14 protein-coding genes are annotated in these 16871 nt (G+C 40.8%); 5 read left to right on the top strand and 9 right to left on the bottom strand.

Going from position 1 to position 16871, the window contains the following annotated elements:
* The first annotated feature begins 178 nt into the window (after positions 1-178).
* A complete protein-coding gene (locus tag ACLKML_RS06610) occupies positions 179-1618 on the top strand; it encodes a sucrose-specific PTS transporter subunit IIBC (protein ID WP_413282922.1) in 1440 nt (479 codons plus the stop codon).
* A gap of 118 nt (positions 1619-1736) precedes the next feature.
* Positions 1737-2666, top strand: coding sequence for an aminoimidazole riboside kinase (locus ACLKML_RS06605; protein ID WP_413282921.1), 930 nt, complete (start codon positions 1737-1739; stop codon positions 2664-2666).
* Positions 2667-2694: 28 nt separating this feature from the next.
* Here ACLKML_RS06605 and ACLKML_RS06600 read toward each other — a convergent pair whose 3' ends face one another.
* The 5 genes from ACLKML_RS06600 to kduI are packed head-to-tail and all read right to left on the bottom strand — an operon-like array spanning position 2695 to position 7205.
* Positions 2695-3477, bottom strand: a complete 783-nt coding sequence (locus ACLKML_RS06600) for an IclR family transcriptional regulator (RefSeq protein WP_317717111.1) — start codon at positions 3475-3477, stop codon at positions 2695-2697.
* 11 nt (positions 3478-3488) lie between these two features.
* Entirely contained in the window at positions 3489-4796 is a 1308-nt protein-coding gene (locus tag ACLKML_RS06595) for a TRAP transporter large permease (protein WP_413282920.1), read from the bottom strand.
* A 6-nt stretch (positions 4797-4802) separates the two neighbouring features.
* The gene (locus tag ACLKML_RS06590; RefSeq protein WP_413282919.1) at positions 4803-5312 is read right to left on the bottom strand and encodes a TRAP transporter small permease; all 510 of its coding nucleotides are present in this window, start codon (positions 5310-5312) and stop codon (positions 4803-4805) included.
* A 54-nt stretch (positions 5313-5366) separates the two neighbouring features.
* Positions 5367-6350 carry a TRAP transporter substrate-binding protein gene (locus tag ACLKML_RS06585; RefSeq protein WP_413282918.1) on the bottom strand — a complete coding sequence of 328 codons (984 nt, stop codon included), beginning with the start codon at positions 6348-6350 and terminating at the stop codon, positions 5367-5369.
* A gap of 21 nt (positions 6351-6371) precedes the next feature.
* Complete coding sequence (kduI, locus tag ACLKML_RS06580) at positions 6372-7205, bottom strand: 5-dehydro-4-deoxy-D-glucuronate isomerase (protein WP_413282917.1); 834 nt, start codon at positions 7203-7205, stop codon at positions 6372-6374.
* A 378-nt stretch (positions 7206-7583) separates the two neighbouring features.
* Between kduI and rnk the strand changes: the two genes are divergently transcribed.
* Positions 7584-7994 (top strand): nucleoside diphosphate kinase regulator, encoded by a 411-nt coding sequence (rnk, locus tag ACLKML_RS06575; RefSeq protein WP_317717106.1) that lies wholly within the window; start codon positions 7584-7586, stop codon positions 7992-7994.
* Between the two features lie 164 nt (positions 7995-8158).
* On the opposite strand, the gene fruA is transcribed toward rnk, so the two are convergent.
* The 3 genes from fruA to fruB form a co-directional block, all read right to left on the bottom strand.
* Complete coding sequence (fruA, locus tag ACLKML_RS06570; protein WP_413282916.1) at positions 8159-9892, bottom strand: PTS fructose transporter subunit IIBC; 1734 nt, start codon at positions 9890-9892, stop codon at positions 8159-8161.
* 62 nt (positions 9893-9954) lie between these two features.
* Positions 9955-10896 (bottom strand): 1-phosphofructokinase, encoded by a 942-nt coding sequence (gene pfkB / locus ACLKML_RS06565; RefSeq protein ID WP_413282915.1) that lies wholly within the window; start codon positions 10894-10896, stop codon positions 9955-9957.
* Between the two features lie 9 nt (positions 10897-10905).
* Positions 10906-12078, bottom strand: coding sequence for a fused PTS fructose transporter subunit IIA/HPr protein (gene fruB, locus ACLKML_RS06560; protein WP_413282914.1), 1173 nt, complete (start codon positions 12076-12078; stop codon positions 10906-10908).
* 284 nt (positions 12079-12362) lie between these two features.
* On the opposite strand from fruB, the gene cra reads away from it, so the two are divergent.
* Positions 12363-13340 carry a catabolite repressor/activator gene (cra, locus tag ACLKML_RS06555; protein WP_413282913.1) on the top strand — a complete coding sequence of 326 codons (978 nt, stop codon included), beginning with the start codon at positions 12363-12365 and terminating at the stop codon, positions 13338-13340.
* 189 nt (positions 13341-13529) lie between these two features.
* On the opposite strand, the gene ACLKML_RS06550 is transcribed toward cra, so the two are convergent.
* Positions 13530-14309 (bottom strand): transporter substrate-binding domain-containing protein, encoded by a 780-nt coding sequence (locus ACLKML_RS06550; RefSeq protein ID WP_413282912.1) that lies wholly within the window; start codon positions 14307-14309, stop codon positions 13530-13532.
* Positions 14310-14711: 402 nt separating this feature from the next.
* On the opposite strand from ACLKML_RS06550, the gene ACLKML_RS06545 reads away from it, so the two are divergent.
* Positions 14712-16679, top strand: a complete 1968-nt coding sequence (locus tag ACLKML_RS06545) for a TonB-dependent receptor plug domain-containing protein (RefSeq protein ID WP_413282911.1) — start codon at positions 14712-14714, stop codon at positions 16677-16679.
* Positions 16680-16871 lie beyond the last annotated feature (192 nt).

Here is a 16871-nt window from a genome sequence, read left to right as displayed (position 1 = left end):
AATAATCATTATAAAGATTATAATACTGTTACTGCTAGCTCTGATTGTTCTAATAACTCGTTAAATTTGATCTAATTCACAATAAAAGCGTTACTATTTTGACTTTATCTATGAATTTATAAACAATCACAATTGCAAACGTTCCCAAAAATACACATATTAATAAATGGAGCAGGATATGAACTACCCCGCTGTTGCTACAAAACTACTTGCCGCCTTGGGTGGTAAAGAAAATATTCAAGCGTTGGCGCATTGCGCGACACGATTACGTTTAGCCTTAAACGACGAATCTCTAGTGGACGAAAAAACGATTGATTCATTAGATGGCGTGAAAGGTCAATTTAAAGTGGCAGGCCAATACCAAATTATTTTTGGCTCAGGAATTGTCAACCAAGTGCACGCAGAACTCGCTAAATTGACTAATATGCAAGAGATGTCGACCAAGCAAGTCGCTTCGGCTGGTGCCAGTAAACAGAACATTGTTCAACGTGCAGTAAAAGGTCTCTCTGACATTTTTGTACCAATTATTCCTGCTATTGTAGCCGGTGGTCTTTTAATGGGGGTGTTCAATCTTCTCACCGCCAACGGTCTATTCATTGAAGGTCAATCTCTTATTGATGCTAATCCAGGATTGGCGGATCTAGCTTCAATGATCAACACCTTTGCTAACGCACCTTTTGTCTATCTTCCGATTTTGTTGGCTTTTTCGGCTTCTAAACAATTTGGAGGTAACCCTTATCTTGGTGCCGCTTTGGGTATGTTGATGGTTCACCCAGATCTACTCAATGGTTGGGGGTTCGGCAGCGCATCTATAACCGGAGATATCCCAGTTTGGAACATATTGGGTTTTGAAATTCAAAAAGTTGGCTATCAAGGGTCAGTATTACCAGTTTTAGTCTCTGCATTTATATTGGCTAAGGTAGAACAGAATCTACGCAAGGTTATCCCATCTATTTTGGATAACTTGTTAACCCCAATGTTAGCTATTTTTATTACCGGCGTTATTACTTTCACTGTTGTTGGTCCTTTCACTCGTGATATTGGCTTCTTGCTAGGCGATGGATTAACTTGGTTATATGAGTCCGCTGGCTTTATAGGTGGCGCAGTGTTTGGATTTATTTATGCTCCATTTGTTATTACCGGTATGCATCACAGCTTTATTGCTATCGAAACTCAATTGCTGACCAATATTGCCGTAACCGGTGGTAGCTTTATTTTCCCTATCGCGGCTATGTCTAATATTGCTCAAGGTGCGTCGGCGCTCGCGGTAGGCCTAACAACAAAAGATATTAAAATGAAAGGCGTAGCAATGCCATCCGGCGTAACCGCTTTGTTAGGTATCACCGAACCTGCGTTATTTGGTGTTAACTTAAAATTACGTTATCCCTTTATTGCCGCGATTACTGGTGCAGCTATAAGCAGTGCGTTCATTAGCTTCTTCCAAGTGAAAGCTCAAGCGTTAGGAGCGGCAGGACTGCCGGGTATTATCTCTATTACACCTGATAAAGTTGGCTTATATATCGCAGGTATGGCAATTTCATTTGCGGTAGCCTTCTCGGTAACCATTGTATTGGGCAAACACCAGCAAATGAAGCAAGCTAAATTAGCGGCAAAATAAATAACATTACATCTCGACGTTCTGTTCTATATTTATCAGTAAGCTAAGTCTGTAGTGTGGTCAAAGAAAACGCCACACTACAAAAACAACAAAACTCATCTGACAAAAGGTAAATAAAATGACTAAAGTGTGGGTCACCGGAGATGCCGTAATTGATCTCATTCCGAATGATGAAAACACTTACTTAAAATGCCCAGGAGGTGCACCTGCCAATGTTGCAGTCGGTATCGCTAGGCTTGGTGGCGACAGCGCTTTTTTCGGTCGTGTCGGTCATGACCCACTCGGTAAGTTCATAAAACAGGTGTTACATCAAGAAGGCGTTGACACTCAATACATGTTATTGGATGAGCAACATAGAACATCAACCGTTATCGTCGATCTTGATGATGATGGCGAACGGAGTTTCACTTTTATGGTTCTCCCTAGCGCAGACCAGTTTTTGCAACCTAATGATGTTCCTTCTTTCAATAAAGGCGAATGGCTACATGTATGTTCTATCGCTCTAGCTAACGAACCTTCTCGTTCCACTACTTTAAATGCGATGAAAGCAATAAAAGCAGTAGGTGGGTATGTTTCATTTGATCCTAATTTACGTGATGATGTTTGGCAGAACATTAATGAAATGAAGCCAGTCGTGTTAGAAGCGATTGCTTTAGCAGATGTTGCAAAGTTTTCTGATGATGAATTACTCTATTTAACCGACCAAGATGATGTTGATTCGGCATTGTCGTGGCTAAGTCTTCATTTTACGCTTCCATTAACCATTGTTACTCAAGGTAAAAAAGGCGCATTAATTACATTAAACGGTGAGAAAAAGCTGATTGCTGGTAAAGCAATCAAGCCTATTGATACTACCGGAGCAGGTGATGCCTTTGTTGGTGGGTTACTGGCTGGCCTTGCAAATACAACGAATTGGCACGACTTAGAAAGTATCGAATCAATTATCGTTCAAGCCAACGCTTGTGGAGCATTAGCCACCACCGCCAAAGGAGCAATGACAGCACTGCCAACCTATAAAGAACTACAACAATACCTTGCGAATTTTTAAACAATCGGGGTTATCCACCCCGAAGTTGCTAATAATCTTTATGTTGCGGTGTAAGTTGAATAGAAATTGAATCGCACACTTTAATTAATTCATTTTTAGTGGTTTCGATACTATCTACGGCATGATGGACCGCATCAGAATCAAGAGTGACATAAGGAACCGTTAGGACCGCTAACAGCTCTGTACCAGTAAAAATAGGCACACTTACGTTGGTTATTCCAGAAATTTGTGGACTAGGTCCAATAAAATAGCCTTGTTTACTTGTTTCTTTTATTGGTGCTTGAGCTTGTTGTATTTCACTGGCGGTAGCACCACTGTGTTGTAAGATTTGCTCTCTTTTCGAAGTACCACAAAAACTCAACAAAACAATACCAGAACCAGATGAACAAACATCTAATTTCGCCCCTATTTTAAGACTGAAACCCATTTTATACGGGCTTTCTTCTCGGCCTATCACCACTAAGTGTTGATTATCGTACCAGGATATATGACAAGATTGGTTTATCTTTTCACTTAGCACTTTCATTAAAGGTTTAGCAATGTTGAGTAACTGCAACTGTGGCGGGTATTGATTTGCAACCGTAAACATCTGCATAGAAAACATATATTTACCGGTTTTTTCATTAAACGTCACATAGCCACGACGTACCAATACAGACAAAACTCGGAAAATTTCACCTACACTTCGCCCCATCATCTCGGCAATCTGCTTCTTTGACAACGGCACTCCTGAGCTTGCTAATAACTCTAAAATATCCAACCCTTTTTCTAGAGCAGGTGCGTTATATTCTTGCCGAGAGACTTTTTCCAAATAGTTACCCCTTATTTAACTAATCCCATCCATTGCGGCAGTGTCATAGATATGGCAGGAATATAGGTAACCGCCATCAACACCAAAAATATTGCTGCAAAAAATGGTAACAACGTTCTTATTACCTGATCAATTTTTATCCCACTGACCTGACATCCGGTAAATAATATCGGTCCAACCGGTGGAGTAATTGTGCCTAACGATAAATTAAAAACAAGCAAAATGCCAAACTGGACAGGATCCATCCCTAAATTCATACAAATTGGTAAAAATATGGGCGTAAAAATTAAAACAGCAGGCGTTGGATCCATAAACGTGCCCACAAAAAGCAGCACAACGTTAATGATTAACAAAATAATAATAGGGTTGTCGGTCAAAGACAGCAACGTATCCGCTATAACACTTGGTATTTGGGTAAACGCCATCACCCATGACATAATAGATGACGCCGCAATCATAAAAATAACAATGGCAGAGAGTTTAGCCGTAGCTAGAAAAATACTCGGTAGTTGTTGTACTTTTAAAGCCTTATAGATAAACCCAAGAGCAAGAGAATAAACAACCGCTATTGCCGAGGCCTCTGTTGGCGTGAATATTCCCGCCAGAATGCCGCCAATAACAACCACGACCAATGAAAGGCTTGGGATAGCATCAAGAAAAAGTTTTACACGTTCTGAAGCCGTCATTTCATGCTTAGACAGATAACCTCTGCGATGTGCCATGAAACCAGTGATCAACATAACCGCACCACCCCAAAGCATTCCAGGTAAATAACCGCCCATAAATAAAGCAGAAACCGACACCGACCCAGCAACCGTTGCGTAGACGATAAGTGTATTACTTGGAGGAATCAGCATACCAGTTGGTGCAGAGGCAATATTAACCGCCGTTCTAAATGAAGCGTCATACCCTTCTTTTTCTTGAATGGGATTCATTATGCCACCAATCGCCGCTGCAGAAGCAACACCAGATCCACTAATGGACCCAAACAGCATGTTTGATACCACGTTAGTCTGAGCCAACGCACCAGGAAAATAACCGGTTATAATACGTGAACAATTAATAAGCCGTATCGCAATCCCACCATTGTTCATAATATTACCCGCTAATATGAAAAAAGGGATGGCGAGCAGAGCGAAGCTATCTAGTCCAGTAAACATGCGTTGAGCAGCCGTTGTTGTTGCTCCAGCTAAAGGCAATATGCTAACCATCGCCACAAAGGATGGCAAACCGATACTAATACCGATTGGTGCACCCAAAACCAAAAGAAAAATGGCACCGCCGAACATAATCAACGCAGCAAGAGTCGCAGCATCCATATGATATTATCCTTTTATACTAAGTTTATGAAATTGATGAATGAGTTTTAATTGATTAATAATGAAATAGATGAGAATTAAGACACCGGCAATGGGTAGCGCAGCATAAATCACCCCCATAGGAATTTCCAAGGCAGAATCAAGCTGCCACATTTGACGAACCGACGCTTTGTAGCCACCTTGCCACATCACAATGAAGGCAAAAATCGCAATAGTCCATTCAGTAAATATATCAACGATCACCCCAACTTTAGGCGATAATTTATCTCGAATATAAGTGATAGCCATATGCTCTCGAAGACCAAATACATAAGCTCCACCTATTAGTATTAACCAAACAAACATATAGCGAGACAACACTTCACTCACTGCACTCGGACTATTAAAGACATAACGTGTCACCACTTGATAAGTCACAAGAATGGTAATAAACCCCATGATACCAATGCAGGCTCGCTCAACGATCCAATCGATAGTTGATTTAGCTTTATCTGTCCAGATTAACAATTTATCCACTAGACTTTTCCTTACACCTAGTGGAGCTAGGCGAAATGCCTAGCTCCAGCATAATTAGCTCATTTCATTGATGGCTTTTGAGAGTTCTTTTTGCGCATCAGTTTTAATTAGTGTTTTCTGAAGCGACTTACAGCTATCTTGAAACTGTTTCACGTCAACATCGACAAATGTCGCGCCATTTTCTTCCGCAAGTGCACGTGCTTCACCAATTTTTTTGTTCCATTTTTGAAACTCATCAATTGTTGATTCTTTGGCTAATTTGCGAATTATGGCTTGATCTTTATCCGCAACAGAACCCATGAAATCATCACTGATCACAACCAAATCTGGCACCATAAGGTGGGATGTTTTGCTAAAGTAAGGCGCCACTTCATAATGCTTCATATCGGCATAAGTGACTTCATTATTCTCACCTCCATCAAGTACACCTTGTTGCACAGCGGTATAAACTTCACCTTGGCTCATAGGAACGCCCGTTCCTCCCATACAACCCAACATCTCTACCATTGTGTTTGATTGCATAACGCGGATTTTTTGGCCTTTCATATCAGCCACTGATTTAACGTTACTCCCTTTGGTGTAAACGTTTCTTGAACCTGCGGTATAAGCAGTAAGCACTTCAAAACCAAATTTTTTAGTTGAAGCAAACAGCTCATCCAATATCCCTGAGGTGAACACTTTCTCCTGGTGCTCGATACCCGTGTAAGCAAAAGGCATACCGATTGCAGTAAAGGTATTGTCATAGTTTTCCACTAATGGATTTGCCACCACAGCCATTTGAACCGCGCCACTTTGAACCAATTCCAAAGAAGCACGTTGGTCGCCCAATAGTGCGTTTGGATATATGGTGACTTTATAGCGCCCATCTGTAGCTGACTCTAGCTGTTTACCAAACTCTTCGAGAGCCAAATATTGTGGATGTTGATCAGACTGATTAAACGCAGCCTTGATTTCGGTGGCAGCAAACGTCATTGATGACACAGTTATGGCCGCACCCGTTACTGTGGTAAAAAGTACATTTTTCAGCGTTTTGTTCATGTTATTTCCTATTATTATCATTTAAGACAATGAACTCATTGGAATAAAGTCCATATCATCGAATGTCTGATTTTCGCCCAACATTCCCCATACAAAGCTATAGTTTTGTGTACCGCACCCCGAATGAATAGACCAACTCGGCGACAGAACCAATTGCTTATCTCTAACAATCAGATGACGGGTTTCCGTTGCTTCTCCCATCATGTGAAATACGCATTGCTCCGGTTGTATATTAAAATAGAGATACGCTTCCATTCTTCGCTCGTGAGTATGAGCAGGCATCGTGTTCCAAACGCTACCAGGCGCTAAATGCGTAATGCCAAGACATAATTGACATGTTTCAATAACATCGGGATGAAGGTATTGATTGATAACTCGAAGATTAGCTGTCTGTTGTGAACCAAGTTCGACAACACGAGCTTGGCTCTGAGAGATTATTTTTGTCGGTAACGTTCTGTGGGCAGGGGCACTCAATCCATAGACAATCGCCTCACCTTCTACTGATTGAATCTCAATATTTTTTGCGCCCATTCCAACATAGAGCACATCTAACGAATCCAGCGTGAAAACGTGCGAATCAACCGTCACAGTAACCTTTCCACTTAAACACGCTAAACCAAGCTCACGACGTTCAAGGAAAAACTCCGTACCAAACGAATCATTATCTATCCAATCTTCAACAACCAACGGTGATCCATCAGGACAAATTCCTAAGGCCACGGCTCTATCAATATGGCTGTACACCACATTAATTTTTGATCTTTCGAATAAATTTTCACTCAAAAATTCGTCTCTCAATTGTGATGTTGAGTACGACTTCACATCTCGTGGATTAGCGGAATACTTGGTTAACATAATGTTCCTTGCTCATAAATTATGCATTTATAGTAAACAAACTACAAATATGATCAATGTCGTTCTTATATGAATAAAAATAAATGTGACTATCCACACTAAATTCCGCACTATCTCAACAATATTTATGACCTAGATCGTAATTATTATTGAACTAGCGTTTTAATTTTCAAAAATGATGAGGTTCTATTTTGTGACGCAGGAAACAAGTCATAACTTGATTATTACTACTAACCTAGGCATATTCGTGGCTATAACTCATGGCTATGCAAATAGCTTGGTAATGTGCTTAATTGTAATAAGCAATATTTTTAGTTATCTCGAATCCATTAAGTAACTGGGTTCGATAAATGATTTTTTAATTATGTGAGGACACGCGTGAACACTAAACCAGACATTATTCTTTCATCTTTAGATGTAGACCGAATTTACAAACTGATTGAATCATTACCTCGTAATAGCCTTTCTACCGAGGAACTAGAAGAGGAGCTTGAACGTGCAACAATTGTGGCGCCAGAAAAGCTACCGCCTAATGTGGTGACAATGAATTCAAAAGTGAAATTTGTAATTGAAGCGACCAAGAAAGAATTTGAACTGGTACTATCTTATCCAAAGGACATGGATGATTCTGGCAATAAGGTTTCTATCCTCGCACCGATTGGCAGTGCACTACTTGGGCTTTCCGTAGGCGACTCTATTAAATGGCCTAAGCCAGACGGCCTTTTGATTGACGTTACCATTACCGACGTGACTTATCAGCCAGAACGAGAAGGTGAATACCTACTCTAGAATACGCAATAAGCCGCAGGTATTATTTTTGAATTCTCAGCTATTTTTCGAGACCAAACAAAGGAAATACCTGCACTTTAAGTTCGTATCAATACCGAAGTGATAACTACAAAAAAAGGACGCTCTTTCAAGCGTCCTAGAAACTCTACGGAGATAGAGAAAAATTAACCTGTTGCTAGCTGAGCTTTGTCACTTTTTTTAAGAAATGCGTAACCAAACCCAGTCACAGCAGTACCCGCTGCAATCGCGATGAGATACATAAAGACAGAAGTAATCGCGTTTGGAATAAGTAGTACAAACAAGCCGCCATGCGGTGCAAGTAATTCACAACCGAATAACATTGATAACGCTCCAGTAAGTGCACCACCAGCCATTGTACAAGGTAGCACACGCATTGGATCTCGAGCTGCAAATGGAATTGCCCCTTCTGAGATAAAGCACAAACCTAGTACAAAGGAAGCAACACCACCCTCACGCTCATCGGAATTAAATTTCTTCTTAGCAAGGAAAGTAGCCAGCCCCATACCCAGAGCAGGAACCATACCTGCTGCCATAATAGCAGCCATCGGCAAGTATGTTTCAGACGCTAAAAGCCCCACACCAAATGTGTAAGCCGCTTTGTTTACCGGACCACCAAGATCGAAACACATCATTGCGCCAAGAATAATACCAAGTAAAACTGCATTAGCTGAGCCCATGTTAGCAAGAAAATCGGTCATCGCTGACATGATGGTAGACACTGGACCGCCGACAATATAGATCATGACCAAACCGGTAAACAGAGTCGACACCAATGGAATAATAAGAATGGGTTTAAGCGCTTCAAGTGTTTGCGGTAGTTGCACTTTATCTGCAATATACTTCGCTGCATAACCTGCTATAAAGCCTGCTGCTATGCCACCAAGAAAACCTGCGCCGATAGAGGCGGCTAAACTACCACCGACTAGACCAGGAGCGAGACCCGGCCGATCAGCAATAGAAAAAGCTATATAGCCGGCAAGAACCGGTATCATCAACGCAAACGCTGAACCACCACCAATGGTCATTAACGCGGCAGCCAAAGTGCCTTCTTCTTTAAATGCTTCGATACCAAATACAAATGAAAGTGCAATAATAAGACCGCCAGCAACCACAACGGGAAGCATATGAGATACACCAGTCATTAGGTGTTTATATACCCCTTTTTTTTCATCCTTCGCTGTAGATCTGCTACCGCCAGAATGAGTGTAAATAGTGGCTTCGACAAAAGCTTTGTCCATCTCTTCTGCTGTTTTTTTAAGCGCAGGTCCTGTCTTTGTCTTATACAGCTTTTTGCCATTAAACCGGTCCAGTGGAACGTCAATATCGGCTGCAATAATAACTAAATCTGCCTCAGAGATATCCTGATCAGTGAGTTGGTTTTTCGCTCCAACAGAACCACGAGTTTCTACTTTTATCTGATGGCCACGACTTTTACCTTCATTCTCTAACGCTTCTGCGGCCATAAAAGTATGTGCAACACCTGTGGGACAAGCCGTTATAGCAACAATTTTTTTATTGCTAATCTCTGCGCTTGCAGCAGCAGAGATAGTGCTTACTTTCGCCACGCTTAGCTCAGTTGCACTATCCACCGCTTTTTGTAGAAATGCTTTTGTATCTTCGGTCACTTCTGAAATACTCGCTTGGTACACCTTTTTCCCAACAAAACGGTTTGTATCAATAGGCGTGTTGGTAGCGATGATCACAACATCTGCTGCGCTAATATCATCGGCAGAAAGTTGCTCACCGGCTATAACCGATGACTGACATTCAACTTTTGCATTCCAATTAAGAGATTTTGCTGCTTGAGAAAGTAACCCAGCAGCGATAATGCTATTGGCTACTCCGCTAGGGCAAGCAGTAATAATTGCAATATTCATAATTATCGACCTTTTTGTCTAGTTATAGTATCGAGTTAACTTATTTTTAAACTCGATTCGTATTAATTAAGTTGCTGAAATTGAACTTGCTGTTGTAATCGTTCAAGCTCTTGATGGCTCTTAACACCAACCCCCACTTGCGAAACAGCTAATGCTGATAACGCAGTGGCAAACGTAAGTAGGCTAGGCTTATCCATCTGCTGCATATGACCCCAGCACAGACCTGCTACTAATGTATCGCCGGCTCCAACAGTGCTCACCACTTGCATACGCGGAGGTTGTGAACGAAACCACTTATTATTGTTTAGCCACATCACACCCTCTGAACCCATCGATACAACAATGTTTTCGATGCCTTTATCTGCCAATTCTTGCGCCGCTTCCTGACACTGTTCTGCCGTTTTAAGCTCACGACCAACCAATTCGGATAATTCTTCGTCATTAGGTTTTACTAACCAAGGATTAGCATCAAGACCCGCTTTTAATGCCGCGCGGCTGCTGTCAAAAAAGACTTTTTTACCCATGCCATGAAGTCTCTGGATCCATACGGCGCATTGACTCGCAGACACCCCATTTGGAAGACTTCCAGCAATGACAAAATAATCATGATCTAATGCAAGAGCAAAAAGCTCTGTTTCAAACTGCTGCACATCACTAGCTGTGACCTGTACTCCAGGGAAGTTTATATCGCTAGTTTCACCAGATTGCTCAACCAGTTTTACATTAATACGTGTCGCGCCATTGACCCGAACAAACCGATCATTCACCCCAAGTTTCTGGAACAATTGACAGAACATTTCTTGATTATCCGTACCTAAAAAGCCGGTTACGGTTACCTCTGCGCCTAAATCACATAATACTTGCGCCACATTGACGCCTTTGCCTGCTGCGTGAAAGTCACCTTGATTAACTAAACTGACCGTCCCTACATTTAAACTATTTAAATGTCCCGTTAAATCCAAAGCAGGATTAAGCGTAACGGTAACCACTTTTTTAGTAGACATACTTATTCCTTAACTTTCACCTAAGCCAGCTTCAATTGCTGCACCAATCGCCTCGAGTGCTTGCTGAGCATCTATCCCATCGGCAACAAATTCCAACTCGTGACCACAACTGACGCCCATACCAATTACCTTCATCAAACTTTTAGCATTAACGTGTTTTCCATTGCCGCTAAGGTTGGCTACTTTAATAGTGGATTCAAACTTCTTAGCTTCAGCCACCAACATGGCCCCCGGACGAGCATGCAAGCCATGTGCATTGATTATTTTAAATACCGCTACGTTGCGGTTTTCTTCTGACAACGTATCGCTTTCTGACAAAGAACGGTTTGCTGACAAAGCACTCATATCATCTTCACCAGTGAACACCGCGACGAGGGTTGCCGCAGGTGCTTGTATAAGTTCAGCTTGTCGCTGTTGGTATACACATTGGCTGATCCTATCCAATATTGTTTGATGCGAAGCGTTACATACTGAAAGCGCAATAAGTGCTTTTACAGTTTTACCTTCATACTCACATTGGCTACTGGTAGTGACAAAAGACATAGCAGTACGAGAAACGCCAATATTGCTGCTCACCAACCAAAGCCCTCCGCCAAGATGAGTCGGTTGTTTGGTGACTAGTTCAGCAACAAAATCGGAACTTGCTGCATCTGTATTTTTAATTAAACCGCCAGCAACTGCGCTCATCTGGATCATATCGCTAGCCGGAAAATCTTTTTGTACTAAGGGGAGATCGAAATCAGCTTGCAATTGAACGTCACCATTCAAAAGCGCCATAATCTCGTCTTTGGAGCTGGCTATTTTTAACTTCTGTTCAACGCCATCAGCGGAAAGGACCTTAGTCAGCTGTTTTAAAATGCCAAGATGTTCATCTGATTTCGCAGCAATACCGATGGCAACATATACTGTGTTGTTATCCCCCCAATCCACCCCTTGCGGAAAATGGTGAACAGCGACGCCTGTATTTTTTACTAAGCCTCGTGTCTCAGTTGTGCCATGAGGGATCGCAATCCCATTACCCAGATAAGTTGAATTTTGTGTTTCGCGATCAAGCATTCCATCAACATAACCGGTATCGACTAAACCTTTTGTGGTTAAGTCAGCTGCCAGTCCACGAATTGCCTGTTTTTTTGCACTCGCTGCTTGCTGAAGTTTAATGTCTGTAGTGGTTAGTTTAAGCATTGTCTTCCGCCTTTTTTACTCTCATGTAGAGCAGTGGTATGTACATCTGTCTATTTGCTAAACTCATTGCTGAATCGATTCAGCAATGATGTAAAAAAATTCAGCAAATGCCTTATCTCTATTTTTGACATAATCCAAAGATAAAAATCCGTGTAATTTGTCAAAATATAAACTTTGCTGAATCCTTTCAGCTTTAATACTGAATCGGTTCAGCGTATAATTCAACCCAGAAAAGAGATTAGGCTGTGAATTTATGATCCTGCGCACATTAAAAGGTTAACAAGATGACATTAGATGAAGTAGCTAAGTTAGCGGGAGTCTCAAAAACGACTGCAAGTTACGTAATTAATGGTAAAGCAAAACAATACCGCATCAGTGAAAAAACACAGCAAAAAGTAATGGCTGTAGTTGAAGAATACCGCTATCGCCCAGATCATACCGCTTCGTCATTACGCGCCGGCAACAGTCGTTCGTTCGGTTTAATCATTCCTGATTTAGAAAACAGCAGTTACGCCAAACTCGCCAAATTACTTGAACAGAATTCACGTAAAGCCGGTTATCAGATCTTAATTGGCTGTTCTGATGATGATCCTGAAACAGAAGAAAACTTAGTAGATGCATTAGTTAGTCGCAGGATTGAAGCATTATTTGTCGCCAGTTGCTTACCCAACGCCAGTCAACACTATTTAAAAATTCAACAGAACGGCACACCCATTATTGCGATTGACCGCCCTTTAGATGACGAATGTTTTGCTTGTGTAATTAGTGAAGATTTCAATGCAGCTTTAGAGCTAACGCGTTCAATACTGTCGGAACACGTTAAAACCATCGGATTGATTGGTGCACTACCAGAACTGAATATATCTAAAGAGCGGCAACTTGGCTTCGAATCCGTTACCAAAGCCGAAAATAAACGTTCAGTTATTGGTTACGGTGAACACTTTAATCGCCAACAAGGAAAGCTAATCTTTGAAAAATGGATAGAAGAAAAAACCGTTCCAGATGCGATAATAACGACCTCTTATACCTTGTTAGAAGGGGTACTTGACGTACTATTAGAACACCCAAATTTAATGCAACATCTTAAAATAGGCACGTTTGGTGATAACCGCTTACTCGATTTTCTGCCTTTGAAAATTAATTCGCTTCCACAACAATTTGAAATTATTGCGGACAGTGCCCTCACTTCAGCTCTTAATGCATCAGCTAAACGCTACCAAGCAGGTCTTGAGTTAGTACCGAGGACGTTATTAACCAGATAAAATATATCCGTTGGCTAATAAACGATGCTCTATTTACCCATCGAGGGAACAAACCTAAGGGAACAATGCTCAAGCTAAATCATAATAGTTAACTTGAGCACCTTATCACTTTGAATAACATCAACATACGCAGCAGTTAGCTTTGATCAAAACTAGCGGTTGTCAATAACCAAATGTTAATAACCAAAATTACTTTAATTCTGCGCCGGATATATCAAACGAGAAATATTTCTTTGCTATCGCTTCATGTTTTCCATTCGCGATCAAAGCATCTAAGCCTTTGTTAAGCAATTTAATAAGATCTTTGTTTTCTTTACGTACCGCGATACCAATACCTTTGCCAAACCACTTTTCTTCAGTATAAGAAGGGCCGGTAAAATGGAAATTTTTACCCTCTTCGGTATCTAATAAACCCGTTTTTAGTCCAAGCGCACCGCCAAAGACTGTATCTAATCGACCATTGATTAAATCGGCAAACGCTTCGTCAAAAGTATTGTATCTTCTAAGATCAATGTTTGGATATGCTTGAGTTAAATATTGGTCGCCAATTGTGGCACGTTGCGTACCAATAACTAGACCATCCATACTTTCTTCACTCAGGTCAATTTCACGCTCTTTAGCCATAATAAATCGCTGAGGAACAAACGCGTAAGGTCTAGAAAAGCTGACTTTTTTCTCACGAGCTGCTGTTATCGTCATTGCAGCAATAATCGCATCGTGTTTTCTAGCCAGTAATGCGGGAATGATCCCATCCCAATCTTGCTTGCCTATAACACACTTAACTTGTAATTCATCACAGATAGCGTTAGCTAAATCAACATCAAAACCCGTTAGTTCACCGGTTTCTGTTGTCCAATTGAAAGGTGGATAAGCCCCTTCTACGCTAAATCGTATTTCCTTCCATTCTTTCGCCATGACACTAGATGAAAACCAAAAACAAGCACATAGCAGCAAAAATATTTTTTTCATTGGAACCTCTTTGTAATTTGACGCTGTATCAAAATTCATAATAAATAAGATCGTTTTGGCAAAATGAGTTACCAACAACATGACTAGCCAAACTAACCCAGCAAAACATGTGCCAAGTAAACATTGTCTATTTTTATACACTTTCAGGCTAAACCAATTCTTTTATTGCACCAATATATTGTTTTTTTTGCAAAAATGGTGCGTACATATTTATATACTTTATCTCAAATAGTTTGTTGTTCCAGTCCACATAAACCGCCTACCAAGTATACATTTTCAATTTTGTATGCTAAAAACACAATGCGAATGATAAGTTATATCATTCGCATTTGAGTGGTATCTGAGTATAGAAACAAAAATCAGATTAATAAAATCAAATAATAACAATGGAACAATATAAATATGGACTCCAAAGTATCATTACTTGCAATAAGCATTGCGAGTTCTCTAGCCTCACCCGTCATTTTAGCGAACGAGACTGAATCGACTTTAGAAACCAACCATCAGACTTCTGACGTGGTAGTTGTAGTTGGTGAACTTACTAATTTTTCAGTGACAGATTCCGAGTTAAAAAGTTATCAGGCCCAAGATATCGAAGACATCTTTCGCACCGACCCATCCGTATCAGTTGGTGGTTCAGTCAGTGTTGCACAAAAAGTTTACGTGAGAGGACTAGAAGATACTTATCTTAATGTCACCGTAGATGGCGCCCCACAAACAAGTACTTTATTTCACCATATTGGACGCTTATCAATTGATCCTTATTTACTTAAAACAGTGGAAGTACAAGCAGGAGCAGGTGAAGCCACAAGTGGTTTTGGTGCACTAGGAGGAGCGATTAGATTTAAAACTAAGAGTGCTCATGATCTGTTAGAACCCGGTGACAGCTTTGGTGGGACAGTAAGCGCAAACTACTTTAGCAACAATGGCCACAAAACAAGCGCTAGCTTATATGGTGAAATCAATGAAAACTGGGGATTACTCGGATCATTTGTTACAACCAGTAACGATAATATGCAAGATGGAAACGATGATGAGATTTATGGTACGTCATCGGACAGAACGCTAGCGTTTATTAAAATTGATGGCAATATCACAAATAATCAAACACTATCTCTGAGCTACGAAAATCGTAATGAAGATGGTGAATTCGGTCAGCGTCCCAACTGGCCAACATTGGCAGATGATCCGCTTTATCCATTAGAAACCGAGCGTCACACGTTTACAGTTAATCATACTCTTGATTATAACGAGCTGATTAACCTAGAAAATTCCATTTATTACACTCAAGCGGAAGTAACGCAAGATGCAGTTTATGGAAAATATAATGGTGAAGTAAACACACTCGGTTTCGATATACGCAATACGAGTAATATCAAACAACATTCGATAACTTACGGCATTGAATATCGCTTAGACGAAGCATCCGCAAAATCTCTAGAATCTGGCGCTGCGCCTGCTGTAACTGAGGAAGGAACCGTATTCGGTTTATATACTCAAGACCACTGGCAAGCTACTCAAGATTTGCTGTTGAGTTTTGGTCTCAGATATGACAAATATCAAATGGATCAACTGTCTACAGATACAAAATTAGACAGTGATGGTATCAGCTCAAATATCGGTTTTAATTACCAAATCACCGATGCACTAAAACTCAATGCCGGGTACGCTCAAGCTTTACGTGGTAAACAAGTTGGCGATACCTTCACCCTGGATTCATATTCAATAAATCCTGATCTACAAGAAGAAACCGCTGAAAATACGGAAGTAGGCGTCGAATATTACCAAGGCGATTGGTTAGCATCTGCAACCATATTCCAAAGTACCATCGATGATGTTATTGACGTAGAAAACCGCCAATATGAAAACGTAGGTCAACTCAAAACTCAAGGTTATGAACTCAAAGCTATATACTGGTACCAAAGCCTGACTGCAACTGCCAGTTTCAGCTCGGTTGATTCAGAGTTAAACGGACAAGAACTAAATGGGTATGATCATATTGGTATTGGTAATTCGAGAGGCGATACTTTTGGTTTGAACCTTACATATAGTGTCAATCCTGCTGTAGAGATCGGCTGGAACTATACCTACGTTGCCGATCTAAATAATCTAGAAGTTGACAACGATTATGTGGACGATGGCTCGACGATTGATAAACCAGGATATCAAGTTCACGACATTTATTTGCAGTGGTATCCACTAAACAATCATGATCTTGATGTTAATTTCACGGTTACCAACCTGTTTAATGAATACTATCGTGACCACTCAAGTATAGGCGATTTCACACAATTCCCTGGGTTTGAAAGCGTTGCCGGCGTTTATGCTGCGGGACGAGATGTACGTTTAGGCGTTAACTATCGCTTCTAATTTATAGCATGTGGACGAAAAACCAGTGATCAGCTCTACTGTCGCTGAGTAGTTCACACCTATTAGAAAGGTAGGAACAGCTTTTAGCTGTTGAAAATTAATACTGAGGATAGTTTAACAAGCAAAAAGCCAACAGAATTAAATCTGTTGGCTTTTTTATAGTCAAGTCAGTTATATTCTACCCAACTTATT

This window comes from Vibrio sp. MA40-2 (genome assembly GCF_047302445.1).
Lineage (GTDB): Bacteria > Pseudomonadota > Gammaproteobacteria > Enterobacterales > Vibrionaceae > Vibrio.
Note: the sequence above shows the minus strand (reverse complement) of the source record. Positions and strands in the feature narration are given on the sequence as shown.